The sequence below is a fragment of the Embleya sp. NPDC056575 genome (assembly GCF_042793325.1).
Lineage (GTDB): Bacteria > Actinomycetota > Actinomycetes > Streptomycetales > Streptomycetaceae > Embleya.
In genome coordinates, this window is sequence record NZ_JBHTVA010000024.1 from 14,869 (window position 1) to 40,066 (window position 25,198).

The 25,198-nt window shown below is 70.5% G+C and carries 22 protein-coding genes, 1 pseudogene and 1 riboswitch; of the genes and pseudogenes, 12 read left to right on the top strand and 11 right to left on the bottom strand.

The window, feature by feature from the left end; all coding sequences use genetic code 11:
• Positions 1–25: 25 nt before the first annotated feature.
• The 3 genes from ACFRCG_RS20135 to ACFRCG_RS20145 all read left to right on the top strand — a co-directional run bounded on the left by ACFRCG_RS20135 (position 26) and on the right by ACFRCG_RS20145 (position 4,265).
• On the top strand, positions 26–934 hold the full coding sequence (locus ACFRCG_RS20135) for an MEDS domain-containing protein (RefSeq protein ID WP_380033250.1): 909 nt from the start codon (positions 26–28) through the stop codon (positions 932–934).
• A complete protein-coding gene (locus tag ACFRCG_RS20140) occupies positions 931–1,485 on the top strand; it encodes an ATP-binding protein (protein WP_380033252.1) in 555 nt (184 codons plus the stop codon). Before ACFRCG_RS20135 ends, ACFRCG_RS20140 begins: the two co-directional genes overlap by 4 nt.
• A gap of 119 nt (positions 1,486–1,604) precedes the next feature.
• Positions 1,605–4,265, top strand: coding sequence for an FAD-dependent monooxygenase (locus tag ACFRCG_RS20145; RefSeq protein ID WP_380033254.1), 2,661 nt, complete (start codon positions 1,605–1,607; stop codon positions 4,263–4,265).
• A gap of 18 nt (positions 4,266–4,283) precedes the next feature.
• On the opposite strand, the gene ACFRCG_RS20150 is transcribed toward ACFRCG_RS20145, so the two are convergent.
• Both ACFRCG_RS20150 and ACFRCG_RS20155 read right to left on the bottom strand, forming a co-directional pair.
• On the bottom strand, positions 4,284–4,658 hold the full coding sequence (locus ACFRCG_RS20150) for a VOC family protein (RefSeq protein WP_380033256.1): 375 nt from the start codon (positions 4,656–4,658) through the stop codon (positions 4,284–4,286).
• Between the two features lie 67 nt (positions 4,659–4,725).
• Positions 4,726–5,133, bottom strand: a complete 408-nt coding sequence (locus ACFRCG_RS20155) for a PPOX class F420-dependent oxidoreductase (protein ID WP_380033258.1) — start codon at positions 5,131–5,133, stop codon at positions 4,726–4,728.
• A 493-nt stretch (positions 5,134–5,626) separates the two neighbouring features.
• On the opposite strand from ACFRCG_RS20155, the pseudogene ACFRCG_RS20160 reads away from it, so the two are divergent.
• A pseudogene (locus ACFRCG_RS20160) lies at positions 5,627–6,187 on the top strand (DUF5753 domain-containing protein); the annotation flags it as partial.
• Positions 6,188–6,201: 14 nt separating this feature from the next.
• A complete protein-coding gene (locus tag ACFRCG_RS20165) occupies positions 6,202–6,405 on the top strand; it encodes a DUF397 domain-containing protein (RefSeq protein ID WP_380033260.1) in 204 nt (67 codons plus the stop codon).
• 222 nt (positions 6,406–6,627) lie between these two features.
• Here ACFRCG_RS20165 and ACFRCG_RS20170 read toward each other — a convergent pair whose 3' ends face one another.
• A complete protein-coding gene (locus ACFRCG_RS20170) occupies positions 6,628–7,539 on the bottom strand; it encodes a LysR family transcriptional regulator (protein WP_380033262.1) in 912 nt (303 codons plus the stop codon).
• Positions 7,540–7,654: 115 nt separating this feature from the next.
• Here ACFRCG_RS20170 and ACFRCG_RS20175 point away from each other — a divergent pair, with 115 nt between their 5' ends.
• Positions 7,655–8,467, top strand: coding sequence for an inositol monophosphatase family protein (locus tag ACFRCG_RS20175; protein WP_380033264.1), 813 nt, complete (start codon positions 7,655–7,657; stop codon positions 8,465–8,467).
• Positions 8,468–8,531: 64 nt separating this feature from the next.
• Complete coding sequence (locus tag ACFRCG_RS20180) at positions 8,532–9,182, top strand: NADPH-dependent F420 reductase (protein ID WP_380033265.1); 651 nt, start codon at positions 8,532–8,534, stop codon at positions 9,180–9,182.
• Positions 9,183–9,197: 15 nt separating this feature from the next.
• On the opposite strand, the gene ACFRCG_RS20185 is transcribed toward ACFRCG_RS20180, so the two are convergent.
• Positions 9,198–10,565: a purine-cytosine permease family protein gene (locus ACFRCG_RS20185; RefSeq protein ID WP_380033267.1), complete on the bottom strand. Its 1,368-nt coding sequence runs from the start codon at positions 10,563–10,565 to the stop codon at positions 9,198–9,200.
• Positions 10,561–10,704: riboswitch (TPP riboswitch) on the bottom strand. It overlaps the preceding gene by 5 nt.
• 60 nt (positions 10,705–10,764) lie before the next feature.
• Positions 10,765–12,105 carry a CHAT domain-containing protein gene (locus tag ACFRCG_RS20190; RefSeq protein WP_380033269.1) on the bottom strand — a complete coding sequence of 447 codons (1,341 nt, stop codon included), beginning with the start codon at positions 12,103–12,105 and terminating at the stop codon, positions 10,765–10,767.
• A 206-nt stretch (positions 12,106–12,311) separates the two neighbouring features.
• Here ACFRCG_RS20190 and ACFRCG_RS20195 point away from each other — a divergent pair, with 206 nt between their 5' ends.
• Together ACFRCG_RS20195 and ACFRCG_RS20200 are read left to right on the top strand one after the other, a co-directional pair.
• A complete protein-coding gene (locus tag ACFRCG_RS20195; protein ID WP_380033271.1) occupies positions 12,312–13,916 on the top strand; it encodes an alpha/beta fold hydrolase in 1,605 nt (534 codons plus the stop codon).
• 283 nt (positions 13,917–14,199) lie between these two features.
• On the top strand, positions 14,200–15,453 hold the full coding sequence (locus tag ACFRCG_RS20200; RefSeq protein WP_380033273.1) for an MFS transporter: 1,254 nt from the start codon (positions 14,200–14,202) through the stop codon (positions 15,451–15,453).
• 20 nt (positions 15,454–15,473) lie between these two features.
• On the opposite strand, the gene ACFRCG_RS20205 is transcribed toward ACFRCG_RS20200, so the two are convergent.
• From ACFRCG_RS20205 to ACFRCG_RS20220, 4 genes are read right to left on the bottom strand one after another with little or no spacing between them, the layout of a single operon-like run.
• Positions 15,474–16,280 carry an amino acid ABC transporter permease gene (locus ACFRCG_RS20205; RefSeq protein ID WP_380033275.1) on the bottom strand — a complete coding sequence of 269 codons (807 nt, stop codon included), beginning with the start codon at positions 16,278–16,280 and terminating at the stop codon, positions 15,474–15,476.
• Entirely contained in the window at positions 16,277–16,921 is a 645-nt protein-coding gene (locus ACFRCG_RS20210) for an amino acid ABC transporter permease (RefSeq protein WP_380033277.1), read from the bottom strand. Before ACFRCG_RS20210 ends, ACFRCG_RS20205 begins: the two co-directional genes overlap by 4 nt.
• 15 nt (positions 16,922–16,936) lie before the next feature.
• A complete protein-coding gene (locus tag ACFRCG_RS20215; protein ID WP_380033279.1) occupies positions 16,937–17,902 on the bottom strand; it encodes a glutamate ABC transporter substrate-binding protein in 966 nt (321 codons plus the stop codon).
• A 13-nt stretch (positions 17,903–17,915) separates the two neighbouring features.
• A complete protein-coding gene (locus ACFRCG_RS20220) occupies positions 17,916–18,662 on the bottom strand; it encodes an amino acid ABC transporter ATP-binding protein (protein ID WP_380033281.1) in 747 nt (248 codons plus the stop codon).
• Positions 18,663–18,924: 262 nt separating this feature from the next.
• On the opposite strand from ACFRCG_RS20220, the gene ACFRCG_RS20225 reads away from it, so the two are divergent.
• Positions 18,925–19,131: a DUF2191 domain-containing protein gene (locus ACFRCG_RS20225; protein ID WP_078979074.1), complete on the top strand. Its 207-nt coding sequence runs from the start codon at positions 18,925–18,927 to the stop codon at positions 19,129–19,131.
• A 158-nt stretch (positions 19,132–19,289) separates the two neighbouring features.
• Complete coding sequence (locus ACFRCG_RS20230) at positions 19,290–19,676, top strand: hypothetical protein (RefSeq protein ID WP_380033283.1); 387 nt, start codon at positions 19,290–19,292, stop codon at positions 19,674–19,676.
• A gap of 119 nt (positions 19,677–19,795) precedes the next feature.
• Here ACFRCG_RS20230 and ACFRCG_RS20235 read toward each other — a convergent pair whose 3' ends face one another.
• Positions 19,796–20,464 carry a GntR family transcriptional regulator gene (locus ACFRCG_RS20235; protein WP_380033284.1) on the bottom strand — a complete coding sequence of 223 codons (669 nt, stop codon included), beginning with the start codon at positions 20,462–20,464 and terminating at the stop codon, positions 19,796–19,798.
• Positions 20,465–20,596: 132 nt separating this feature from the next.
• Here ACFRCG_RS20235 and aceE point away from each other — a divergent pair, with 132 nt between their 5' ends.
• Positions 20,597–23,320, top strand: coding sequence for a pyruvate dehydrogenase (acetyl-transferring), homodimeric type (aceE, locus tag ACFRCG_RS20240; RefSeq protein WP_380033286.1), 2,724 nt, complete (start codon positions 20,597–20,599; stop codon positions 23,318–23,320).
• Between the two features lie 99 nt (positions 23,321–23,419).
• Here aceE and ACFRCG_RS20245 read toward each other — a convergent pair whose 3' ends face one another.
• The gene (locus ACFRCG_RS20245; RefSeq protein ID WP_380033288.1) at positions 23,420–25,120 is read right to left on the bottom strand and encodes an FG-GAP repeat domain-containing protein; all 1,701 of its coding nucleotides are present in this window, start codon (positions 25,118–25,120) and stop codon (positions 23,420–23,422) included.
• Between the last annotated feature and the right edge of the window lie 78 nt (positions 25,121–25,198).

A 25,198-nucleotide genomic window follows, 5' to 3' on the forward strand; every position in this document is an offset into this window, starting at 1 on the left:
CGTCACGACCAGGGGGCATACGCAGATGGACACTTCCCAGGCCGGGGCCACGGTGGCCGCGGTGGGAGCGATGGAGTACGGCAGCCACTGCTGTTTCGTGTCGGCCGACGAGGCCGTCACGCGGCTCGCGGTGCACAGCTACATCAGGGACGGACTGTCCGCCGAGGACCGGGTGATGTGCCTGCTCGGCAGGCGCGACCGGGCCTGGCTGATGAGTGCGCTGTCCGAAGGACCCACCCGGCCCGACGACCGCGAGGCCGAAGGTTCGCTCGTGGTCGTCGATGTCGGCCGAACACCATTGTGGGAAGGTGAGTTCACGCCCGAGGGGATGGCGGAGACGTTCTTCGCGGCGGTGGATCAGGCCCTCGCCGACGGCTTTCGCGGCCTGCGCGTATGCGGCGACATGACGTGGGGTCGGGCCGGCGGCGTCGAACACGCGGACCTGCTCGAATTCGAACGCCTCGCCGGCCTCGGCCTGCCGAGCCGCCGGGCGATGGGCTTTTGCCTGTACGATCCGCGCGAGTTCAGTTCGGTACAGATCGACGCCCAGGAACGGCTGCACCCGCTCGTCGCCGGCACCGGTCGCGCGCGTCCGCCCACCCTCCAGGTCACCGACACCACCAAGGGGTTGCGCCTGGTCGGCGAGGCCGACGTGGGCACCCGGGACCTGCTGGAGGACGCGCTGCGGCGCGCGATGGCCCACTCGGGCCGGGACCTGGTCGTCGACCTGTCCGCACTGGAGTTCGCCGACCTCGGCACGATGGAATCGTTGTATCGGGCCGCCACCGCCCTCGGCCCGGACCGGCACCTGGTCCTGCGCGCCGCGGGACCGGCGGTCCGCAAGGTGGTCGACCTGCTCGGGTGGAGCGGGGCCGGCGGCCTGATCGTGGACGAGGACCGACCTTCCGGGGAGTGCAGTGGGGGAGTGCAGTGACCGGCCCGAACCGTGATCGCGCCCACGCCCGTACGCGGATCGGTGCCGGACCGGTGGAGGTACTGCCGTTCGGCGCGTCGGACCTGTGCCTGGTCCGTGCCGTGGTGCGCCGGCACGCCGACGCCGTCGGCCTGGGCGACGACCGCCCCGACTGCCTCGTGCTCGCGGTACACGAGATCGCCGCGTGCGCCGTCACCTCGGACTCCCGGCCCGCGCTGCTGCGTTGTGTGCCCAGGGCCGGGCGGGTGGTCTGCGAGATCCACGCGGCCGGGGACGACGGAGGCGGGGCGAACGGCGGTCGGGTCGACGGTGGCGGTGCCGAGGGTGGTTGCCGTCGACGCGCGTTTCCTCGGCTGACCGACAAGCAGGAGACGCCGGGGCGGGGGCTGTGGATCGCGCGGGCGCTGTGCGACGAGGTCGAGGTGGCCGAGTGCGACGAGGGCGTGGTGGTGCGGATGACGATGCATCTGAACGCGTCGACGTCGGCGTCGGCGGGGGCGGTCCCGAGCGAGGTTGCGGGGCGCGCGGAGACGGAGGGTGAGCTGCACTGATCGGGGGCTGAGTCGGATGCCGTCGGGTGTCGTCGGTGCCGTGAACGACCGTGATTCGTGCAGGAGTTCTCGGTCGTAAACGGCTTGGCTCGGGCGGGGTGGTGTGACACGGTCGGCCGATGATCGACGAACGTGCGTGCGTGCGGGCGGTGGCCTCGGGGGCCGCGGCGAGCTTCGGGCCGGAGCGGGCGGCGATCTTCGACGCGGTACGGGCCGACCGTGACGGTCCGACGGCTCGGCTGCTGTTGGCAATTGCCGGCGCGGGGCCGGTCGGCACGCGGCTGCGCGCGATCGAACTACTGCGTGAACTGGCGGAGTTCGGTACGGCCTGGCCGCCGGTGGCCGAGCACGCGTGGTCGTGGCTGACGGACGCCGAACCGGCCGTGCGGATCGCGGCGGCCCGGCTGTTCGTGGCGACCGCCGAAGTCGGGGCCGTGGCGGCGTGGCTGCCGGGGGCGGCGGATCCGGATGTGCGGGTGGCGGGCACGATCGCACTGCTTGGTCGTGGGCGGGAGTTCGACGACACGGCCACGGTCCTGGCCGAGGACGCCGATCCGGCGGTGCGCGTGACGGCGGCGCTGGTCCTGCTCGGGGATGGGGACCTTCCGTGGGCCTGGCGGCAGGCGTGGTGCCAGGCGATCCTGGCCGATCTCGCGGACGCGGTGCGGCGGTTGCGGCGCGATGGTGGGCCGATGGACGTGCGGGTGGGCTCGGTGTGGGCCTGGCGGCTGCTCGGGGACGAGGAGGAGTGCCACGAGATCGCGCGGTTGTTGTCGGCCGCCGAGGAGCGGGACGTGCGGTGGGTCGGCGTGGACATGGCGGCGGAGGCGATCAGGCTGTGGCGTACGGGGCCGACGGAACTGCTGCCGGCGCTGACGGAGGTGGCGGAGAGGGCCGATGGTGGGCGGACCGATGACGGGCTGCGTGCCGAAAGTTTGCGGGTGTTGTGCCTGTCGCGTGATATGTGGCGGGCGGCGGCCGGGCATTGGGCCGGGCGCACCGACGGCGTCGGGCGTCGACTGGCGGACGAACTCGGGTCACCAGGTGGCCTGTTGCCCCCGCCGACCCTGGACGAGGTCTTCGCGGTGCGTCGATTGCCGGAGGGGCGCGCCGAGGCCGATGCCTGGTTGGCCGCACAGCCCGTCGAGGCCGACGCGTCCGGCCGCCGGAAGGCACGCACGCTGATGGGGCTGGTCGCGCATGGTGGCCCGACCGAACGCCAGGCCCGGCAGGCGATGTTCCTGTTCGAGCGGGAATCGATGCGCAAGTATGAGGTGGCCGGCGTGTTGTGGCGGCATCGGGGGCCCGACGACGCCGAGTTCACCGCGCGCCTGGTCGCCGAGACGTCGGCTGTCGCGGGCGATCGGTTCGTCGGCGAACTCGCGCTCCAGGTGCCGGCTGACATGGGCGCCCACGCCATCGGTGCACTGCCGCGCCTGACCGCGTTGATCGACGACCACGCCCGACTCCCCGGTACGAGGGCAGCGCGGAGGCGCAGTTCGCTTTCGACGAGACGCGCCGGGCACAACTGGTCGGTGTACGTGATCGGATCGCGACCGCCATCCCGTAGGGTCCTTCCGGGTCCGGCCCGGTCCGGACGCCTGTGCGAAGTCGGACGTGAACCAAGGGAGATGGGCATGCCGATAGGTCGGGTCGCAGTGGTCGGCGGAAGCATCACGGGCTGCGCGTTCGCGCTCGCTGCGGCGCGCGGCGGGGCCGAGGTCACCGTGTACGAGCGCACCACCGGCGAACTCGCCGACCGGGGAGTGGGCATCGCGCTGCACATGGACCGCTACGCCGAACTGGTCGCCGCCGGCTACCTCGACGACACCACGCCCTGGCGCGACGTCAACGGGCGCACCTGGTTGCTCGACGACGGCGAGTCGGCACGCGGGCGATCGTTGTGGGATCAGCCCGCCGCGTTCCGGATGTACAACTGGGGCCAGCTGTGGGCCGGACTGCGCCGCCGGGTGCCGGCCGAGGTCGACTATCGCGGCGGTACACCGGTCACCGTCGGTACGGACGGCGAGATTCACCTGCCCGACGGTACGAGTGAGCGCTACGACGTGGTGGTGGGCGCGGACGGCTACGGTTCGGCGGTGCGTACGGCGGTGTTCCCGCAGATCCAACCGCAATACGCCGGTTATGCGATGTGGCGCGGCAGTTGCGCGTGGAACCACGAGCCGATCGACAACCTGATCTCGATCTGCATCCCGAACGGCCAGGGTGTGATGTACCGGATCCCGAGCAGTGGGGGAGACCGGATCTCGTGGGGCCTGTACAGCGCGGTGGGCGGCACGGCCGACCCGCGTCCGGCGTTGTTGGCGCTGGCCCGCAAGTACTTTCCGCCGTTCTGGGCCGACCTGGTCACCTCGACGCCCGAGAGCGACACGCTGATCCAGCCGATCAACGACCTTGTGGTGGACCGGTTCACGAGCGGACGCATGCTGGTCGCCGGGGACGCGGCGGCGATAGCCCGGCCGCATGTGGCCAGTGGTGCGGTCAAGGGCATCCAGGACGCGGTGGCGTTCGAGGCGGCGTGCCGGGAGGTGGGACCGGCCGGTTCGTGGGACGACGTGTTGGCGCGCTATGAGGCCGAGCGCCACCCGGCGGGGGCGGACCTGGTGCAGGTGGCCCGTTCGATGGGCTACGCGATGGTCGAGGACACACCGGACTGGACCACGATGACCCCCGAACGCATGGTCGACTGGTGGGCGGCCCAGCACGCCGACGACGGCTTCGGCGGGCACGCGCTGGGGGCGGCGATCGGCGCGCGGTGATTCGGGGTCTCGCCCGGGTCAGCCCGGCTGCTCGATGTGCATGTTGACGTTGAGGACCTTGCCGTTGGGGTCGCGCACGAAGAAGCGGCGTACGCCCCAGGGTTCGTTCGTGATCGGGTACACGATCTCGTAGCCCCGCTCGCGCGCCCGCGCGTAGGCCGCGTCGACGTCCTCGACCTCGATGGACATCGCCGTGCGGCCGGACTGCGTGTCCCAGTCGCACTCGTCGGGGACGACCACCATCACCTGCGCGGTGGGGTTGCTCGGCGAGCGCAGCATCAGAAAGCCGGGTTCGTCCATGCCGGCTTCGAAGCCGAGGAAGTCCTGGTAGAACTCCCGGCTGGGGCCGAGATCGGTGGCGGTGACGCTGGGTACGACGCGGCGGATCTTCATGCGGCCAGGGTAGGTGCGACGGCCGACATCGCCCGTGGAAGCGGTCGATGTCGGCGCGTCCGGTCGGTCAGGAACGGTCGCCCGGCGGGTCCTCCAGGTTCCAGCCCATGACGCGCTCGGGGTGGATGCGCATCACCTCGTTGCTGAAGAAGTCGAGGGGCAGTGGCGGTTCGTGGTTGCGCAGCAGTTCGACGCGGCCTCGGATCTCGACGCCGCGCCCCCAGCCCGGCCTGTACGCACCCGGCTCGTCGGGCGTCATGTCGTCGACGACGAAGGAGACGCCCGGATTGCGCTCGACGTTGCGCCACCGTTGGCTGGAGCTGAGGTTGGGCCCACCGATGTCGATGGTCCCGTCGTCGTTGAGGCGAAAGCCGACGGGCCGCACATGCGGGGCGCCCTTCGGACCGACGGTGGCGAGCCGACCGAGGCTCTGCCCGACCAGGTACGCACGTTCGATCTCGGTGTAGCTCGCCATTGGCACTCCATCCGGAGGCTCCCCCGCCGGGAGCGTTCACCTCGAACGTAGAACTTCAAGCCCACTTGAAGTCAAGGCCGCAGTGATCCCGACTTCGGCATTTTGGCGCAGGTCGCGTGTCTGATTCGCTACGTTGTGTGCACGTGATTTCGCCATCCTGCGATCCCCGCATACGCGAACACCGGGGCGGGCGCGTGGGGATGGACCAACCGGAGCTGCCATGTCCACACGACCACTCGGCGCCAACGCCAAGCTGGTGTCCGCCCGCCGCGCCCTCGGCCTGCACTCCCAGGCGGGATTCGCCGACGCCTTCGAGGAACACGCCCGCGCGATGGGCATGCGCCTGGCGGTGAGCGTGCGCCAGGTCCGCCGGTGGGAGAGCGCGGACCCGCCGTATCCGACGCCGGATTACCGTCGGGTGCTGGAGGACCTATTCGGGAGGCCGCTTGGTGTGTTGGGCTTCGCCGTGCCGGATGAGGCAACCGGTGACCGGATGGACGGCGGTTGGCGCGACCTGCTCGACGATGTGCCCGAACGGCTGCACCGGCTCGTCCGGCTGGAGAGCGAGACGCTGAGCCTGCGGAACTACGAGACGACGTTCATTCCTGGCCTACTGCAATCCCCGGACTACGCACTGTCGGCCATCCTGATGCATGACCCGACACTGTCCCTCGCGGCGGCTCGTGAGCGCCAACGCCTGCGCATGGACCGGGCTCAACGGCTGATGCAGTCGCATCACCCGGCCTGGTTCATCGTGGCCGAACCGGCGCTGTACCAGCCCATCGGGAGCCTCGATGTGCTTGTCGGTCAACTCGATCACCTCGCCAAGGTGCTGTCGGAGCATTCGCAGATTCGCCTCCAAGTGCTCCCGACAGGGGCGCCGTTTGCGGTTTCCGCTCCATGCCTGATCCTTGAACCCAGGCGAGGTCGGTATGTTGCATGGCTGGAGCAACTGATGGGCTCGCTACTGATCGACAGCCTGGACGATGTGCAGGCATTCAAAGCCGTGTTCGACCGTCTGCACTCGACCGCACTGTCACAGGTGGCGTCGCTCGCGATGATCGCCGGATGGAGGCACGAGCTGTGCAGGTCGATCGAGTTCAGCGTGGACCTCGTTGGGTCAAATCCAGTTACACCGGAAATGACAATTGCGTCGAAGCTGCGATCATCGGCGCTGCCATGGGCATCCGAGACAGCAAAATACCCGGATCCCCAGTGATACCCGTGTCGCCCGCAGCTTGGGTGACGCTCATCCAGGGACTCCGTCCATAGCGCGCGTCGGGCACTCGGCCCGGCGCGCCGATGGGGTCTGACGGCCCTACTCGGGAGTCAGGTCCGCGAGGACTTGTTTGGTCTCTGTCGGCTTCGGGCCGTACTTGGTTGGGTCGGACTGGTTCCGCGCGGTGAAGACGTCGACCGCCTCTCGGGCGGAGGAGGCCAAGCCTTTATCTGATGTGTCGTCAGATTGGGCTGTGGCGCTCGGGTTTCGTGCCGCTAGTGGGTGGGCGGCGGGAACAGCGCGCGGATGGTGTCGGTGGCCAGGTCGCGCAGCCAGGTGTGGGCAAGGTCGTCGTCGTGGCGTTGGTGCCACAGCAGGTACAGCGGCGTGGCCGGCATCGGGACCGGTAGCGGCAGGGTGACCAGGCCGAGTCGTTCGCGGGCCGTGTGGGTGACCGCGTCCGGGAGGCAGACCGCCAGGCCGGTGTCCAGGGCGAGCCGCATCGCGAGGGCGGCGGTGGGCGCGGCGGCGGCGACGCGTCGTTCATGGCCGAGCGTGGCCAGGGCGTCGTCGATCGGATCGCGCAGGCGCCCCCGCCGCGAGACGGTGACGTGGTCGGCGGCCGAGTAGCGCTCGACGCTCATGGGTCCTTCGGTGAGCGGGTGGCCGGGGCGGACGGCGACGACGAGCCGGTCCCGGCCGATGAGTCGGTGGCGGATGTCGGGCAGGGTCGGCCGGGCGGACGCGGATTCGAGGTCGACCTCGCCCCGGCGCAGTTCGGGGGTGTCCGTACCGGGTTCGGCGGACAGCCGCACCTGCACGCCGGGGGCCTCGCGATGGATGGCGGCGATCAGGTCGGTGCCGCAGGCGTCGGTCAGGGCGTCGTGCCAGCGCACGGTGAACACCCGTCGCAGGACCGGCAGTTCGAGTTCCTGCCGGCTGGACAACAACTGGTGGGCCTGCTGCACGAGGGCGTGGACCTGGGCCCGCATCGCCAGCGCGCGCGTGGTGGGGACCATGCTGCGGCCGGTGCGGACCAGGATCTGGTCGCCGGTGACCTTGCGGATACGGCCCAGCGAGCGGCTCATCGCCGGCGCGGTGACGTGGAGGCGAGCGGCGGCGCCGGCGACGCTGCCCTCTTCGAGGAGCGCGTCCAGGGCCGTGAGCAGGTTCAGATCCAGTTGCATGGGAGTAACTCTACGAGTGAGAAGCATGCACTTGTTGTTAATCGGTGGGGGTTCTAGGTTCGAAGTGCGGGCGAGCGGAAGCCGCGCCGCGACCACCGAAACCCGGGAGTCGATCATGAGTACAGCCCTGCCCTTCGACGCCGACACGACGCTGATGCCGGCGGTGACCGCCGCGGTGCGGACCGCTGGTGCGATCCTGCGCGACCGCTACATCCCGCATGCCCGAGTCGTGAGCCCGAACGAGATCGTCGAGCGGATCCATGCCAACGACGCCGCGGTGCTGAAGGTGCTGCGCGAGCCGCTGCTGCGGGCGCGGCCCGGATCGCGGTGGGCCGAGGACGAGTTGGCCGGCGGTGCGCTCCCGGCCGGGGAGTGGTGGGTCGTCGACCCGGCCGAGGGCAACATCAACCACGTACACGGGATGTCCGACTGGGGCGTCACGGCCACCCTGGTGCGCGACAACCGGCCGGTGCTGACCGTGGTCCACCTGCCGCTGACCGGTGACACGTACACCGCCACCGCGGGCGGTGGCGCGTGGCTCGACGGGCGTCCTTTGCGGGTGTCCGCCAAGACCGACCTCGGCGCGGCGCTCACCGGGACCGGTCAGGCCAGGCCGGGCGAGGACGGGAACACGTTCCGGCGGATCGGTGAATCCGTTTCCGCAATGTTGGTCAACGGCCTTGTCGTACGGGTGTCCGTGCCCGCGACCTTGCAGCTCGTCCACGTTGCCGGCGGGGGTATGGACGCGTTCTGGCAGTTCTCCGATGTTCGTTCGGGGCTGGTCGCGGGCGCGCTGTTGGTCGCCGAGGCCGGGGGTGTCGTCACCGACCTGGCGGGTGAGCCGTGGACCACGGGCAGCCCGGACTTCCTCGCCGCCGCGCCCGGTATTCACACTGCGGCGCTCGAGGTGTTGTCGGCGGTCGCCTGACCGTGCGCCGGGCGCCACCGCTGTTTGTCACCGCCACCGCCAACACCGCAAGGAGCATCACCTCATGACCGCCATCGGCATCCTGGGCACCGGCCGCGTCGGTGCGAACCTGGCCAACAAGTTCGCCGCGGCCGGGCACCGCGTCACCCTGGGCCACCGGAGCCCACCGAAGGACACCGCGGCCTCGGGCGACGGCGCCGCCGACCCCCGCGTCTCCTTCGCCGACCAGCGCACCGCCGCCCGCACCGCCGACGTCGTGATCAACGCGACGCCCGGAGACACGGCCCTGGAGCGGCTGTCCGACCTACGTGCCGAACTCGCCGGAAAGATCCTGGTCGACGTCTCCAACGCGACGCACGATGCCGACGACGGACTGCCCGGCGAGCTGGTTTACCCCGACGGCAGCCTCGCCGAGCGACTTCAGGCCGCGTTGCCCGACACGCGGGTGGTCAAGACGCTCAACACCATGCTGTTCATGGTCATGACCGCGCCCGAAACCCTGGCCACTTCGCCGACCGCCTATTTGTCGGGCGACGACGAGCAGGCGAAGAAGACCGTGGCGGGGCTGCTCGGCGACCTGGGATGGCGGCCCGGATGGATCGAGGATCTTGGTGGCATCGGCACGGCCCGCGCCACCGAGGCGATGATCCTCGTGGTGCCGCACGTCATGCGCCGGCAGGGCTTTCGACCGTTCGCCGTTGCCATCGCCCGCTGACCCCGCCGGTTCGGCTCAGCGCGTGGCGAGCGCACGCCGACGGTCCCACGCGACCGCGATGTACGCGGTTGCGCCGGCGAGGGCGAAGGAGAACAGGGAGGCCGAGGTCCAGCGTTGGGCGTGGATGTGGAGGGTGTCCTGGATCGGGGTCCAGAAGTCCACCCACCACTCGACCGTGCCGGGGTTGATCAGCTGGTACATGCAGAAGCCGAGCAGCCACGGGGCGAGCATCACCCAGCGCGCCGGCGAGTGGTCGCCCAGGTCCCAGCCGGCGCGGCCGCGGCCCGCGAACAGGTCCACCGCCAGTACACCGAGCAGCGGGATGAAGATCGAGCCGATCAGGGACAGGAAGCTCGCGTAGGTGTCGAAGTCGTTCACCATCAGCGCGAACGCCGTGACCAGCGCCCCCACGCCCAGGCAGAGGATCCGGCGGTCGACGCGCGGCGCGAGGTTCTGGATCGACATCGCGGTGCTGTAGACGTTGGCGAAGCTCTGGTCGACCTCGCGGACGACCAGGACCGCGAAGAACACCCAACCGGCGGTGACGCCCAGGAACGAGTCGAAGATCTTGTCCGCGTCGCCGCCCACCTGGGCGAGGGCGACCAGGCCCAGCAGATAGCACCAGATGCTGGTGACGGAGAAGCCGCTCAGCGCGGCCCAGAACGCCGGCTTCGTGCCGCGCGAGTGGCGGGTGTAGTCGGAGGCCAGCGGTACCCACGAGACCGCGACCGCGAGCGCGGCGTCCATCGCCGGGAAGAATCCGGACCACGAGCCCTCGGTCATCGGCGGCAGCCCCTCGCGCCACAGCTGGACCGAGAAGTAGAGCATCGCGATGCCCACCGCGATCGTCACGTAGCGGCGCAGGATGCGCAGCATGCCGAGCGGGCGCAGGGTCATCGCGGTGGTGACCGTGCCGGCGGCGACGATGTAGAGCCAGTGCGGGCCGTCGCCGTCGGTCATCGCCTCGATGCCGAGCGCGATGACCAGTAGCTCGAAGGTGCCCCAGCCGATGCACTGGACGATGTTGAACACGGTCGGCACGTACGAGATCTTCGTGCCGAACAACCCGCGCAACACCGTCATCGCGGGCGCGCCGCTGCGGGCGCCGGGGATGCCGGCGACCGCGACCATGAGCGTGCCGAGCAGCGTGCCGCCGATCGCCGCGACGATCGCGGCGACCATGGACAGTTGCGGATAGCCCGCCGGGGCAAGGACGAACAGGGCGCCGGAGAAGCCGAGGAGGCTCACCCCGAGGTTGGCCCAGAACGCGGCCTGGTCGCGGAAGCCGAGGGTGCGCGGCGGCGCGGTGTCCAGGACCAGCGGGGCCTCGGTCGCCGGGTGTGCCGCGGCGGGGCGTGCGTCGTCCACTGCTGGAGCCGACATGGCTCTACCTGCTCTCCCTACGCCGGCATTACCCGGACAGGTTCAAGCGGTCGGTGGCCCCGGGGTGTGCGCCGGCTCGCCACCGACACCCCATGCCGCCCTCTCAGCCCGGTTGGTCCGAGCTCCCGCGATGGCGTGGCGAACAGTACGCCCCCGGCGGGCGGCTTGGGAAGGCGGGGTGGGGGTCGGCGGCGGCGGCTCAGCGGCCCGAATGGGTGAAGGCGGCCCAGCCGGTGAGGTCGTTCGGGACGATCTCCCGGGCCTGCGCGGCGAGTTCGGCGGGCATCGCGGTGGGGATCCCGCGTTTGGGGTCGCGCATCCAGAGCTGGGCGGTGCGGAGCGCCTGGGCGGGCGGGAGGTCGCGGCGGTTGAGGTAGTGGTGGGCCATGTACAGGACCAGCGCGGCGGTGGTCGGGGCGACGGGCCAGAGGGTGGACACCACGGTGTGGGCGCCGGCGGCCAGGTGCTCGGCGGCGGATCCGGCGGCGCGGTCGGGGGCGAACACGATCGGGGCGCCGGCGGTGTGGCCGATTTCGATCGGGCGGTGCCGGCTCCGGTGCGGGTCGGCCGTCGGGCGCGCGGCGATGTCGCACAGCAGGCGGGGCGAGGCGATGTACGAGATCCGCGCGACCTGGAGCGCGTGCCGGCGGCGGCCGTCGACGGTCGACCAGGCGGCGTGCCAGGGCACCGAATCGAACAGGCCCGCCGGCAGCAGGACCAGGGACGGCGTGCGGCCGAACGTGCCGGGGACGGCGGCGAGTACGGGGGCCATCACCGCGTCCCAGGCCCAGGCGCAGAGGGCGTCGAGGAAGTCGGACAGGTGCTCCCGGTCGCCGTCGGGCAGGTCCAGGCCGTAGTCGAGTCCGGGCAGGTCGAGCAGCCGGGTCGAGCCGTCGACGCCGCTGACCACGGCGGCCCCGGGGACGAGTTGGACCAGCGCGTCGGCGCCGAGGCGGCGCAGCGCGACGGCGATCTCGGCGGCGGGCGGCGGGTCGAGGAGGGCGCGCCACCGGCCGTTGGCGGGGCCGGCGCCGACTCGGGCGTCACCCACGTGGGTGGCGGCCCGAAAGAGGTGGGCATCCGCCGACGCGGCACCGCGGGCCCGCCGGAAGCAGACCCGAGCCTGGTCGCGGGTGTCGGCGTCGCCGTCGTGGTCCGCCACAGCGCCATGGGCAACACCGGCGGCGTAGGCGAATTCCGGCCAGCGCGTATCGGTGGCGGGGAGCGCGGCGAGAGCTTCGGTGAGCAGGGTGAGGGCCTCGTGGAGGGCGTCAACGCGGGGGCCGGGGTTCGGGTCCGCCCCGCCCGGTCTGGTTCGCCGGTCGGTCGCGTGCGGTCCGCCGGACGGGTCCGGCCCGCCGGTCGCCTCCGGGAGTCCGGGCAGGGTGCGGCGGGCCGCGTCATCCGCCAAAGCCTCCACGCAGCGGAGCAGGCCGCGTTCGCCTCGGTCCCAGGCGCGGCGTGTTTCGGTGTCGGTGTCGGCTTCGGTGTCGATGTGCTCGACCCGCGCCGCGCGTTCGGTGTGTTGCGCGCGCTCCACGTTCACCCCCGCTTGCCCCACGTGCCGGGACCACCGTACTCGGGTGGGTGGCGGTGCCTCGGTCGATCGCCGCGTGGCACTTCCGTCTTGGTTTACCGGCGCGTAACTTACTCGTGAGTCACCCTCCGACGCCGTCCCCTGGCGTCGCCTCACCATGCATTCTCGCGGGTCGGGTCACGCCCCGACCATGACGTCAGGAGACCCTGATGGGTCGATTCCGCCTGCGCCCACGCGCTCGTGCGGCCGCCGTCGTCTCGGCCGCGGTCCTCGCCGGGACCGCCCTCGGCCCGGCCGCCGCGGCCGGCGCCGCCCCCACCCCCACCACGGCGACGGTCGTCCGGTCCGCCGCCGGCTCGTCCCCGCGCTTCGTCGACATCCCCGGCGACGGCGGCACCAAACTGGCCGCCAACGTCATCACCCCCACCGGCGGCGCGCCCGGAACCCGCTACCCGGTCGTCGTACTGCCGACCAGCTGGGCGATGCCCCAGATCGAATACGTCGTCCCCGCACGACAACTCGCCGATCGCGGCTACGTCGTGATCGGCTACAACTCGCGCGGCTTCTGGCAATCCGGCGGCGAGATCGAGACCGCCGGGCCGCCGGACATCGCCGACGCGTCCAAGGTGATCGACTGGGCGCTGGCCAACACGCCCGCCGACCCGACCCGAATAGGCATGGCCGGCGTCTCCTACGGCGCCGGTATCAGCCTCCTCGCCGCCGCGTTCGACCCCAGGATCAAGGCCGTCGTCGCGATGAGCGGCTGGGCCGACCTGATCAAGTCGATCTACGCGGGCCGTACCGAACACGCGCAGGCCGCGGCCCTGTTGGGCGGAGCCGGCTTCCTCACCGGCCGACCCAGCGCCGAACTCACCGAAATCCTGAAGAACTTCCTCTCGGGCAACCTCGCCAAGGAGCCGGAGATGCTGGCGTGGGGCGCCAAGCGCTCCCCGGCGACCCACCTCGACCGGATCAACGCCAACGCCCCCGCGATCATGCTCGGCAACGCGTGGGGCGACTCGCTCTTCCCGCCCGACCAATACGCCGACTTCTTCGGCGGGTTGACCGGTCCCAAGCGCCTCGAATTCCGTCCCGGCGACCACGCCACCGCCGAGGCGGGCGGCCTGTTCGGCCTGCCCAACGACGTCTGGGCCGACTCGACCCGCTGGCTCGACCACCACCTCAGGGGCATCGACAACGGCATCGACCGGGAGCCGGCGGTGCAGCTGAAGTCCCGCACCGGCGGCGGCTACGAGGGCTACCCGAACTGGCCCGCCGCCGCGAACGCGACCCGCACCCTCGCGCTCACCGACAGCCGCCGCATCCTGACCGGCATCGATTCCGGGGCCGACGGCGGCACGATCTTCCTGTCCAGCATCCTCGACCAGTTCCTGCGGACCCCACCGACCGCGTCGATACCGCTCCTGCCCAGGGCCTTCGCGGCCGTCTGGCAATCGGACCGTTACCCCACGACAACCAGGGTCCGCGGCACCACCAAGCTGCACACCACGATCAGCGCATCCCACGAAAGCGGAACGATCTTCGCCTACCTATACGACGTAGGCCCGCTGGGCATCGGCAAACTCGTCACCCACGCCCCCTACACCTTCCACGCCAAAACCCCGGGCACCCCCTTCCCGATCGACCTCGACCTGACCGCCACGTCCTACGACGTCCCGGCCGGCCACAGCCTGGCCGCGGTAATCGACACGGTCGACCCCCTCTACCTCGAACACAACCCCCTCGGCAGCCAACTCACCTTCACCTCCCCCCGAAACGACCCCTCGACGCTGAGCATCCCGACCCGCGACTGAGGCCACATCCCGACGGTTCCGGTGCCCCCGGCGCGCTTCGCCTCGGGGGCACCGGAACAGCCCGGCCCGAGTGCCGACCGATGCCCGATCGGGCCGGGTCGCCGACGTTCCAGCCCTGGTGGTGCCACCAACCGATCGCCCCGCGCGGGGCAGCTGGAGCGCGCCCCGCTCCCGAGGTGGACACCATCCGCGGCCTCTCTATTGCATATCTCTTGCAATTGCGTGTTGCAGGCAGAAAGCTGGGCCGGCTCTTACTGTCGACTCGGGATGCGGAGCCGCCCTCATGCCCCTGATGCCGGAACCCGGACCACAGCGCGTCCTCGCCGCCTCGAACTTCGTCTACACGCTCGGCAGCGGGCTCTATCTGACCGCTGGAGTCCTGTACTTCACCGAGGCCGTCCGGCTGCCGGCAACCCAGGTGGGCCTCGGTCTCGGCATCGCCGGCGTGCTCTCGCTGGTCGCGGGCATCGCCGTCGGTCATCTCGCGGACCGGCATGGGGCACGCAGTGTCTATGCGGTCACCCTCGTCGTCCAGGCGCTGGCCACCGCGGGCTTCTTGCTGGCGGACAGCTTCTGGCTGTTCGCCCTTGCGGTAGGCACGACCATGGGCGCCAAAGCCGCCGGACTGGCCGCACGCAGTCCACTCATCAGGCACTACGGAGGGGACCGGCCGCAGGAGTTCCGCGCCTATCTCCGCGCCGTGACGAATGTGGGGATCTCCCTCGGCGCCCTGTTGGCGGGCTGGGCCGTCCAGGTGGGCACCCTCCCCGCCTATCGACTCCTGGTCATCGGCAACGCGGTCGCCTTCGCGGCTTCCGCGGCGATCCTGATCCGCCTGCCGTCGGTCACACCCGTCCCCACCGCGGGCGGTCCCCGCTGGGTTGCCCTGCGGGACCGGCCCTACCTCCTGCTCACCGTTCTCGACGGCATCATGGCCGTCCAGTTCAAGGTGCTCACAGTGGCCGTCCCGCTCTGGCTGGTCACAGCCACCACAGCCCCGCGCTGGCTCCTTTCGGGCGTCATGCTCACCAACACCGTCATCGTCATCGTGTTCCAGATGCGAGCCGGCCGCAGCATCGATTCCCCGACGGCAGGCGGAGCCGCATACCGTCGAGCAGGCGTGGCCTTTCTCGTCTCCTGCTCGCTGATCTCCCTGTCCGCGGGGATACCGGCGTGGGCCGCCGCAGCGCTGCTCATGACCGCGATGGTGATCCACACGATCGGCGAGTTGTGGCACTCCGCCGCAGGCTTCGAAGTGTCCTTCGCCCTGGCCCCGCAGTACGCCACAGGTCAGTATCTCGGGGTGTTCGGCCTCGGCGCAGGACTTGCCGAAGCCCTCGGCCCGGCCCTGCTCATTTCACTCTGCATCACCTGGGGCCGCCCCGGATGGTACGTCGTGGGAGCGCTGTTCACCCTGACGGGCCTGGCAGCACCATTCTCCGTCCGCTGGGCGCAACGCCACCAGCACAATCGGCAGGCGGCCCCACCGGCCTCGGGGAAGGAAGCAGCCGCCCTGAAAGGCTCCGGAGCACGTTGAACCACCGGCCGGCGCGGCGGTTACGTGCCTCTGGGTCGGCGGCGGCGGCTTTCGAGGTAGCGGGCCAGGCCGGACAGGAGCATGCACATGCCGATGTAGATGGGGGCGATCACGATGACCACCGGGATGAAGGGGAGGCTGTAGTCGAGGTTGGTGGCGATCTGCTTGCCGGCGTAGAGGAATTCCTCGTAGGAGATCAGGTATCCGAGCGAGGTGTCCTTGAGCGTTACCACCAACTGGCTGATGATCGTGGGCAGCATGGTGCGCACGGCCTGGGGGATCAGCACGTGGATCATCACCGCGGTCTTGCGCATGCCCAGCGCGTAGGCCGCCTCGCTCTGGCCCTTGGGGACCGCGTTGACCCCGCCCCGGAAGACCTCGGCCAGTACCGAGCCGTTGTACAGGGTCAGGCCGGCGATCAGGGCCAGGCGGGGTTCGACCTTCATCGCGATGAAGATGAAGAAGATCATCACCAGTACCGGCATGGCCCGGAAGAACTCCACCACCAGGCCCGAGATCCAGCGGATCACCCGGTGGTCGGACAGCCGTCCGGCGGCGAAGAACGCGCCGAACGCCAGGGACAACACCGCCGCCCACGCGAAGACCTGGAGCGTGTGCCACAGACCGCGCAGCAACAGCTTCTGCACACCCACGTATTGGAAGGGCGCCCACTTGTCGCTCGCGAACTGGCCCGTGTCGATCAGCTTGTAGATCACCCAGGCCAGCACGCCGAGCAGCACGGCGGTCGCGATCCAGCCGTAAGTCCGGTGCCGGGCGAGGGCCTTCGGGCCGGGGATGTCGTACAGCGCCGACGTCTCGACACTCATCGGGCCACCTCCAGACGCTTCTCCAGGAACCGGAACACCGCGCTGATCGTCAGCGTGATGATCAGGTAGCCGACCGCGATCCACAGGAACGTGGCGACGATGTCGTAGCCGAGTTCGTTGAGTGGGCGGTACGTGCCGAGCAGTTCGACCACGCTGAACGAACCGGCGATGGCGGTGTTCTTGGCGAGTGCGATCATCGTGCTGCCGACCGGCGGGATCACCGCGCGCACCGCCTGAGGCAGCACGATCAGGTTGAGCGTCTGGCCGAAGTTCATGCCCAGACTCCGGGCCGCCTCGCCCTGACCGACCGGCACGGTGTTGATGCCGGCCCGCACCGCCTCGCAGATGAACGCCGAGGTGTAGCAGCCCAGGGCGAGCACGGCGAGGGTGAAGAACGGGAGTACCACGCCGAATCGGGGCAGCCCCAGGACCACCGCGAAGAACAGCAGCGTGAGCGGGGTGTTGCGCAGTACGGTCACCCACACGCCGCCGAGCAGCCGCATCGGCCGCACCGGCGAGACCCGGCATCCGGCCATCAGCACACCCACGACCAGTGCGATCAGCCCGGCGGCCAGGGTCAGTTCGACGGTACCGACGAAGCCCTTGCGGAACAGGGTGAAGTTGTCGAGCAGGACGTTCATGGTCGACGCCTTCCGCTAGTACCGGTCCACGGGCGGCGGCGGGGGCGCCGGTACGCCGGAGAGGCCGAGGGTCGAGTCGTAGGCGCGCTTCCAATCGCCGTTCTGTTCGTGCGCGACGATCGCGTCGTCCAGCGCGAGTCGGAAGGTGCGGTCCCCGCGCGGTACGCCGATCCCGTACGGCTCCTGGGAGAACGGCTCGCCCGCGAGCCGGAGTTGGTCCGGCACCTTCGCGGCGTAACCCTTGAGGATGGTGTCGTCGGTGGTCACCGCGTCGACCTGAAGGCTGATCAGGTTGTCCACGCAGACCGAGTAGCTGTCGTAGGCGACGGCGGTCGCCTTGGGGTAGTTGGCCACGATCCGCTGGTACGGCGTGGAACCGGCGACCGAGCAGACCTTCTTGCCGGCCAGGTCCTGGGGGCCGTTGATGGACTTGTCGTCCTTGCGGACCAGCAGCGCCTGACCGGCGATGTAGTACGGCCCGGCGAAGCCGACCAGCTTCTTGCGGTTGTCGTTGATCGTGTACGTCCCGACGTAGTAGTCGACTTCGCCGTTCTGCAACGAGGTCTCGCGGTTGGCGGAGGTGATCGTCTTGAACTCGATCCGGTCCACCCCGAAGCCCAACGACGCGGCCATCATCTTGGCGATCTCGACGTCGAAGCCCGAGTAGTAGCCGGTCGCCGGGTCCTGCGCCGCGACATAGGGCTGGTCCGCCTTGGTGCCGACGACCAACCTGCCGCGCGACTTGGCCGATCGGAACGTGGGCGAGTCGATGTTCACGTCGGTGGCGACCTGATACGACGGCAGGTCCTTGGGTTTGGGGCCCTTGGGCGGGGGCGTACCGGATTTGCCGCACGCGGCGAGCAACACGACGGCGAGCAGGGCCGCGAGCGGCACCGCGGCGGAACGGGGTCGGCGACGCGGCGGCGCGCCGGTGCCCGCCGCGGGGCCGGGGCCGGTCGCGATGGCGGTATGGGTGCGCATGTCCGATCCCCCGTCAGTGCTTGAGGATCTTGGACAGGAAGTCCTTGGCCCGGTCGGTCTCCGGGTGGTCGAAGAACTCCTCGGGCGTACGCGATTCCATGATCTGTCCGTCGGCCATGAACACGACCCGATTGGCCGCCGAGCGGGCGAAGCCCATCTCGTGGGTGACCACGACCATCGTCATGCCCTCCACGGCGAGCGTGCGCATGACCTCCAGGACCTCGTTGATCATCTCCGGGTCCAGCGCGGAGGTCGGCTCGTCGAACAGCATGACTTTGGGATCCATCGCCAACGACCGTGCGATCGCGACCCGTTGCTGCTGTCCACCGGAGAGTTGCGCCGGATACTTGGGCGCCTGGTCGGCGAGCCCGACCCGAGCCAGGAGTTCGCGGGCCTTATTCTCCGCCTCGGCCTTGCCGCGCTTGCGCACCTTGATCTGAGCGAGGGTCAGATTCTCCAGCACCGTCTTGTGCGCGAACAGGTTGAAGGACTGGAACACCATGCCGACCTCGGACCGCAGCCGGGCAAGTCCACGTCCCTCGGCGGGCAGGGGCCGGCCGTCGATGGTGATCGTGCCGGAGTCGATCGGCTCCAGCCGGTTGATCGTGCGGCACAGCGTGGACTTGCCGGAGCCGGAGGGGCCGATCAGGACGACCACCTCGTTGCGGGCCACCGTCAGGTCGATGTCGCGGAGCACGTGCAGCGACCCGAAGTGTTTGTTCACGCCGGAGAGAACGACGAGGGGGTCTTGCGAGGTCACAGGTATTCGACTCGCCTTCGACACGGGGGCAGGGACCGTACGCAAGCGCACATGCCCGGAGGATCCACTCGCTCGGGACGATTCAGTCGCGCCGACCACGCCAACCCCCCTAACGGCCGATAGAGTCCCCTCTCGCGGGTGATGCGGCGGTCGTGCGGTGCGATACCCCGGGGATCCGCGGCGCTTCGGCGGCGGAGCGATCGCGCCGACGGGCGGGCAGTCGTGCGATCGTGTAAAGCGGGTCGAGTCGAGGGAGCCGTCGATGGCCAAGGTCAACATCAGCCTGGACGCGAACGCCGTGATCGAGGTCATGGTCCTGTCGGGCGTCCGCAACGCACAGGACGCGATCGAGGCGGTCGTCCTCGACTACATCGCCCGCGGACATCGCACCGAGGCGCTGACCGGCAACGTCGAGGAGCACCGGCGTACGGTCGAGGAGCGCGAGCGGCGCAACCCGGTCACCGAGTAGCGCGCACCGCTCCCGGCGGTGGCCCCGCCCCCACGCACCACATTGTTGTCCCTTTTGACCGGAGGCCCCGTGTACGGGCCCAAGGGGCTGGGTGAGAATGCTGGTGACACGTGTGACGCGAAGCCACACGTCGGGTCGCGGGGGAAGAGGTTGTGCGCATGCGGCTGTGGCTGACCTATTTCGCGTTCATGTCCTCGGTGGGTCTGACGAACCGTACGAGCGACATGTGGCGCAGCGCGCGTGTGGCCGACGACGTCATGCTCGCGTTCCGGGCGCTGCCGCTGGGCGACCCGGCGCGGCGTGGGCTGGTGCGGGCGATGGCGCTGGTGGCGATCCAGATGTGGTGCGTGTCCATAGTGATCGCGGTGTCGCCGTGGTTCGCGGCGGACGGGGAGAGTCCGGCGGCGTTCTGGGGCTACCTGTCGCTGGTCGCGTTCGTGGTGGCGCTCGCGGTCGCGGTGGTCGAGCTGACGGTGATCCTGTTCAACCGGCCGCGCAATGTGGTCGCGCCGCACATGCGCGCGGAGCGGGGCGTCCTGCGGTGAGGGAGCGGGGCGCGTTCGGGGGTGGGATGTGTAGGTGCGCGAAGCCCGGGGACGGGCGGGTCCGCGCGGGCGTGACGCGCCCCGGCGTGCCCTGTACCCGGCCGCGTGGCCGGTCGCGCCTACGGCGCCAACGCGCAGCCGCCGTAGCCCAGTACGTGTTCGCGCAGTAGGTCGCCCGTGGCCGGGTCGCGGCGGCGGAAGGCGGCGACGATCGGCTCGTGGTCGGCCGCGTTCTCGTGCAGGTCCATGCGGTACACGCGGATCGACAGCGTCGTCCAGACCTCGATGCCCAGCGCCTCCCACACCGAGCCCAGGAGTGCGTTCCCGGACGCGGCGACGATCTCGCGGTGGAAGGCCACCCCGTGCCGGACCTGCGCGGCGGCGTCACCGGCCGTCGAGGCCGCGTGCAGCGCGGCGACGTGGCGATCGAGCGCGGCGAGCCGTTCGTCGTCGATCCGCGGCAGCGCCAGCCGGGCCGCGGTCTCCTCCAGGCCGGCCCGGACCGGGTAGATCTCGCGCAGATCGGCCTCGCTGAAGGAGCGCACGCGTACGCCCTTGTTCGGCTCCGATTCGACCAGGCCCAGCTGTTCCAGCTCGCGCAGCGCCTCGCGTACGGGGGCCTGGCTGACGCCCAGCTCGACCGCGACGCGGCGTTCGACGATGCGCTCGCCGGGTGCCCAGCGGCCCGCGACCACGGCCTCGGTGACGTACTGGCGGATCTGTTCGCGCAGCGGACGGCGTTCCAGGGTCGGGCGGGGCGGCTCGGCGGTCGGTCGCGGCTGGGTCATCGCGCCAGTGTAGGCGGAGTGGGCGGCTTTTGCGCAATGATCGATCATTGCGCAGAATGAATATGCTTCGCCGCCGGGCTTCAGTCGGAAGCCGGTGCGGAAGCCTTCACCGATACGAAGGAGGCGGCCCGGATGTCACCCCACACGTCGAGCCGAATCCCGCCCGGGCAGCTCGACCAGCTCCCCGACCGGGACCCCGAGGAAACCGCGGAATGGGCCGAATCGCTCGACGCCGTCGTACGCGCCGCCGGCCCCGGCCGAGCCCGCCTGCTGCTGGCCCGTCTCCTCGAACACGGCGCGCACCACGGCCTCGACCTGCCGCCCGTGACGCGCACCCCGTACGTCAACACCGTGCCGACCGCGGCCGAGCCGGCCTACCCCGGCGACCTCGCCCTGGAGGAGCGGATCACCGCGTACAACCGATGGAACGCCGCCGCGATGGTCACCCGGGCGAGCCGGTTCGGCCTCGGCGGGCACATGGCCACCTACGCGTCGGCGGCCTGGTTGTACGAGGTCGGATTCGAGCACTTCTTCCGGGGGCGGGCCGACGGCGGTCCCGGTGATCAGATCTACTTCCAGGGACACGCTTCACCCGGTGTGTACGCCCGGGCCTTCGTGGAAGGGCGCCTGACGGTCGATCAGCTCGACCGCTTCCGGCGCGAGGTGGGCGGCGGCGGGTTGCCGTCGTACCCGCATCCGCGATCGTTGGGCGGATTCTGGGAGTTCCCGACCGTGTCGATGGGCCTGGGTCCGCTGGCCGCGGTCTACCAGGCCAGGTTCAACCGCTATCTGCACCACCGCGGCATCAAGGACACGTCGCGCAGCCGGGTCTGGGCCTTCCTCGGCGACGGCGAGATGGACGAGCCCGAGGCCACCGCGGCGCTGACCCTGGCCGCCCGCGAGGGGCTGGACAACCTGGTCTTCGTGATCAACTGCAACCTGCAACGCCTGGACGGCCCGGTGCGCGGAAACGGGCGGGTGGTCCAGGAGTTGGAAAGCGTGTTCGCCGGTGCCGGCTGGCATGTGGTCAAGGCGCTGTGGGGTCGGGACTGGGACGACCTGTTCGCCCGCGACCACGACGGCGAGCTGATCCGCCGTCTGGAACACACGCCCGACGGCCAGTTCCAGACCTACTCGGCCGCGGACGGCGCCTACATCCGGGACAACCTGCTCGGCGGCACCCCCGATCTGCGGGACGTGGCAGCGCACTTGGCCGATGCGCGGCTCGCCGAGGTGGTGGGGTTCTCGCGGGCGGGACACGAACCCCGCAAGGTACACGCGGCCTATCGGGCGGCGGTCGAGCATCGCGGCGGCCCGAGCGTGGTGCTGGTGCAGACGGTCAAGGGCTGGACGCTCGGACCCGGCTTCGAGGCGCGCAATGCCAATCACCAGATGAAGAAGCTGCGCCAGGACGAATTCCGGGTGATGCGCGACCGGCTCGACCTGCCGGTGTCCGACGCCGATCTGGACGGCGAGTTGCCGCCGTACCTGCACCCGGGACCGGACTCGCCGGAGGCCCGCTACCTGGCCGACCGGCGGCGCGCGCTCGGCGGCCCGGTCCCGGCCCGGCGTACCGCGTTCACCCCGCTCCCGGAGCCGCCGGCGCTGACGTCGGCGCCGTTCGCGGCGCTGCTCAAGGGGTCGGGGAAGCAGGAGATCGCCACCACGATGGCGTTCGTCCGGCTGGCCAAGGATCTGATGCGCGACCCCGTCGTGGGCCGGCGCTGGGTGCCGATCGTGCCGGATGAGGCACGCACGTTCGGGATGGAGTCGATGTTCCCGACGGCCGGGATCTACTCGCCGCACGGGCAGACCTACGACGCGGTGGACCGCGAACTGCTGCTCTCCTACCGGGAGGCGGTGGACGGCCAGATCCTCAACGAGGGCATCACCGAGGCCGGCGCGGTCGCCTCGTTCACGGCGGCGGCCACGGCGTACGCCACGCACGGCGAGCCGATGATCCCGTTCTACGTCTTCTACTCGATGTTCGGGTGGCAGCGGGTGGCCGACCAACTGTGGGCACTGGCCGACCAGATGGGTCGCGGCTTCCTGATCGGCGCGACGGCGGGCCGGACCACGATGACCGGCGAAGGGTTGCAACACGCGGACGGGCACTCGCAGTTGATCGCGTCGACGAACCCGGCGTGCGTGTCGTACGACCCGGCCTTCGCGTACGAGATCGCGGTCATCGTGCGGGAGGGGTTGCGGCGGATGCTCACGGCCACGCCCGAACACCCCACGGGCGAGGACGTCTTCTACTACCTGACGGTGTACAACGAGCCGCTGCCGCAGCCGGCGATGCCCGGGGGCGGGGCGGCGGAGGGCGAGCGCGCGGCGGCCGAGCGGAGCCGGGCGGTCGAGGGGATCGTGCGGGGCATGCACTGCTGCGCGCCCGTCGCCGACACGGAGGCCGACGCCGAACTGCTCGCCAGTGGCACGGCGGTGCGGTGGGCGCTGGAGGCGCAGCGGTTGCTCGCCGAGGACTGGGACGTGCGGGCCCAGGTGTGGTCGGTGACCTCGTGGACCGAACTGCGCCGCGAGGCGCTGGCCGCCGGGGAGGACCAAGTCCCGTACATCATCCGGGCCTTGGCGGACGCGACCGGGCCGGTGGTGGCGGTGAGCGACTGGATGCGCGCCGTCCCCGACCAGGTCGCGCCGTGGGTCCGGCAGGAGTGGACCTCGCTCGGCACGGACGGGTTCGGCCTGTCCGACACCCGAGCCGCGACCCGCGCCCACTTCGCGGTGGACGCCCCGTCGATCGTGATCCGCACCCTGCGGCTGCTGGCCCGCCGGGGCAGGGTCAAGCCCGAGGCCCCCGAGGAGGCGATACGGCGCTACGGCCGGTCGCCGGGGTGACCGCCGGGGCGGTCGTCGCGCGGTATTCGAGTACGTCGGCATCTGACGCCGATGCGACCGGGGCCGCCTCCGTGGTTGGGGGGCGGCCCCGGTGGTGGGTCAGGTGCCGGCGATCAGTTGTGCCGGGCCGAAGGTGTTGCCGGTGGCATCGGGGGCCTGGCCGGGGAAGGTGTAGATGTTGCCGTTGGGGGTGCGGGCCCACAGGTCGGCTTTGCCGTCGCCGTCGAAGTCGCCGTCGGTGGAGACCTGGGGGTGGGCGGTGGTGTCGAAGCCGGTACCGATGAGGGTGGGCGTGGCGGTGTAGGCGTCGAGGTCGGCGGTGCCGTCGGCCTTCTTCACGGAGGCGTATTGGTACACGTTGCCGTTGGTGCGGTCACGGATCCACAACTCGGGCAGTCCGTCGCCGGTGACATCGCCGGGGACCATGATGTCCTGGTTCTGCCGGGTGGCGAGGCCGATGGGGATGGCGTGGTCGAATCCGGTCCCGACGGTGCCGACGAACAGCCACAGGCGTGCGTTGCCCGCGCCGTCGTCCTCGATGGTGAACAGGTCCCTGGTCGATGCCGCGGAACTTCCGGTCGCCACTCCATCGACGTCACCCGCGGCCACGAGTTGTGTCACCCGAGACCACGAACCGGCGTATCCGATGCACGTTCCGTCCGCCGCGGTCGGGTCGACGCACGTTTGAGGGCGCGTGACCACACTGACGCGGGTCGAGAAGAATCCGTCCTCGGGCAGGGGACCGGGAACGCTGCGGTACGCGCGCATCGCTCCGTTCGCGTACGCGTAGAGGTAGTCGGCGGAGTCCCCCCCGCGGTGCGTGACGAGGGCGCCGGCCCACGTGCGCTGTCCAGGTCCCGCCTTGGCCGCTGCCGCGATTCGACCGCCCGCTGCCGGGTCGTCGCCCGCGCTGTGGAAGCGGAGTGCGCCGGCGGCGTCCACGGAGAGGATGTCCACCTTGCCGTCGCGGTTGATGTCACCGGGCTTCGGAGCGGGGGGATTGGGGTCGGTGGGTGCGAAGAAGCTGTGGATCGTCTGTCGCGAGCGGTTGCCGGCACGGTCGATGGTTTGGGCGTACAGGTAATTGGTGCCCCATCGGCCGATGATCAGCGGCGGTGTGTGCCACGTGCCGGAAGGCGCGTCGTAGAGGGCTCGGGCGGCTCCGCCCACCGGAACGGAACCGTTGAGAGCGTATTCGATGGCGGTGACGTCGGTGTCGGTTCCGGTGCCGAAGACGAACACCCCCGCCTGCCCCGCGTATTTGCCGCCGCCGTCGACCGGGAAGTCGGTGCTGGTGACGGTCGGCGGGGCTGCGGCGGTGCCGTCGTAGGTGAAGGCGCAGCCTGTGGTGCGGTCCGAACCGGGAGCGTTCGCCAGGCCCGACTCGACGCTCCAGGCGTAGGTCTTCCCGTCGGTCAGCAGGTCGCCCGGGATGCGCGTTTGGGCCTCGTGGATGCCGTACTGCTGTGATACCCAGCCGCTGTCAAAGGTGGTCGGGTCACCGTTGCCGACTTCGTGGAGTTCGAAGTGTGCCCCGACCAGCGGGCCGTTCGCCTCGCCTACCGTCGCGAACAGGTCCAATGTGCTGAGGGAGTTGATTCCGTGGAGGTAGCCGCACGTCCCCGTCGAGCCGTTGACCGGCACCGGGCTCATGCGCAGGTTGGTGGGACCGCCGGCCGTGGGTTCTGCGGACGCCGGGGTAGTCAGCAGGCTGCCGGCCAGGACCGCGGTAGCGATGCCGCCCGCCAGCGCCGGGAGCCGACTGCGGTGGCGGGTGGTTTTCCTTCGGATCAGGGCCATGGATGCACTCCTCGTGTCGCCGGGATCACCGGGCGATGGAAGGCAACCAGTTGACTGGGGTGCCCGCAACGGGAATCA

Coding starts and splice junctions, on each gene's coding strand:
- ACFRCG_RS20205 (WP_380033275.1), bottom strand. CDS start 16,280: ATGAGTGTCGAGACGTCGGCGCTGTACGACATCCCCGGCCCGAAGGCC.
- ACFRCG_RS20145 (WP_380033254.1), top strand. CDS start 1,605: ATGATCGACGAACGTGCGTGCGTGCGGGCGGTGGCCTCGGGGGCCGCG.
- ACFRCG_RS20235 (WP_380033284.1), bottom strand. CDS start 20,464: ATGACCCAGCCGCGACCGACCGCCGAGCCGCCCCGCCCGACCCTGGAA.
- ACFRCG_RS20165 (WP_380033260.1), top strand. CDS start 6,202: ATGGAGGCACGAGCTGTGCAGGTCGATCGAGTTCAGCGTGGACCTCGT.
- ACFRCG_RS20245 (WP_380033288.1), bottom strand. CDS start 25,120: ATGGCCCTGATCCGAAGGAAAACCACCCGCCACCGCAGTCGGCTCCCG.
- ACFRCG_RS20150 (WP_380033256.1), bottom strand. CDS start 4,658: ATGAAGATCCGCCGCGTCGTACCCAGCGTCACCGCCACCGATCTCGGC.
- ACFRCG_RS20215 (WP_380033279.1), bottom strand. CDS start 17,902: ATGCGCACCCATACCGCCATCGCGACCGGCCCCGGCCCCGCGGCGGGC.
- ACFRCG_RS20155 (WP_380033258.1), bottom strand. CDS start 5,133: ATGGCGAGCTACACCGAGATCGAACGTGCGTACCTGGTCGGGCAGAGC.
- ACFRCG_RS20225 (WP_078979074.1), top strand. CDS start 18,925: ATGGCCAAGGTCAACATCAGCCTGGACGCGAACGCCGTGATCGAGGTC.
- ACFRCG_RS20135 (WP_380033250.1), top strand. CDS start 26: ATGGACACTTCCCAGGCCGGGGCCACGGTGGCCGCGGTGGGAGCGATG.
- ACFRCG_RS20170 (WP_380033262.1), bottom strand. CDS start 7,539: ATGCAACTGGATCTGAACCTGCTCACGGCCCTGGACGCGCTCCTCGAA.
- ACFRCG_RS20180 (WP_380033265.1), top strand. CDS start 8,532: ATGACCGCCATCGGCATCCTGGGCACCGGCCGCGTCGGTGCGAACCTG.
- ACFRCG_RS20230 (WP_380033283.1), top strand. CDS start 19,290: ATGCGGCTGTGGCTGACCTATTTCGCGTTCATGTCCTCGGTGGGTCTG.
- aceE (WP_380033286.1), top strand. CDS start 20,597: ATGTCACCCCACACGTCGAGCCGAATCCCGCCCGGGCAGCTCGACCAG.
- ACFRCG_RS20210 (WP_380033277.1), bottom strand. CDS start 16,921: ATGAACGTCCTGCTCGACAACTTCACCCTGTTCCGCAAGGGCTTCGTC.
- ACFRCG_RS20175 (WP_380033264.1), top strand. CDS start 7,655: ATGAGTACAGCCCTGCCCTTCGACGCCGACACGACGCTGATGCCGGCG.
- ACFRCG_RS20195 (WP_380033271.1), top strand. CDS start 12,312: ATGGGTCGATTCCGCCTGCGCCCACGCGCTCGTGCGGCCGCCGTCGTC.
- ACFRCG_RS20200 (WP_380033273.1), top strand. CDS start 14,200: ATGCCCCTGATGCCGGAACCCGGACCACAGCGCGTCCTCGCCGCCTCG.
- ACFRCG_RS20185 (WP_380033267.1), bottom strand. CDS start 10,565: ATGTCGGCTCCAGCAGTGGACGACGCACGCCCCGCCGCGGCACACCCG.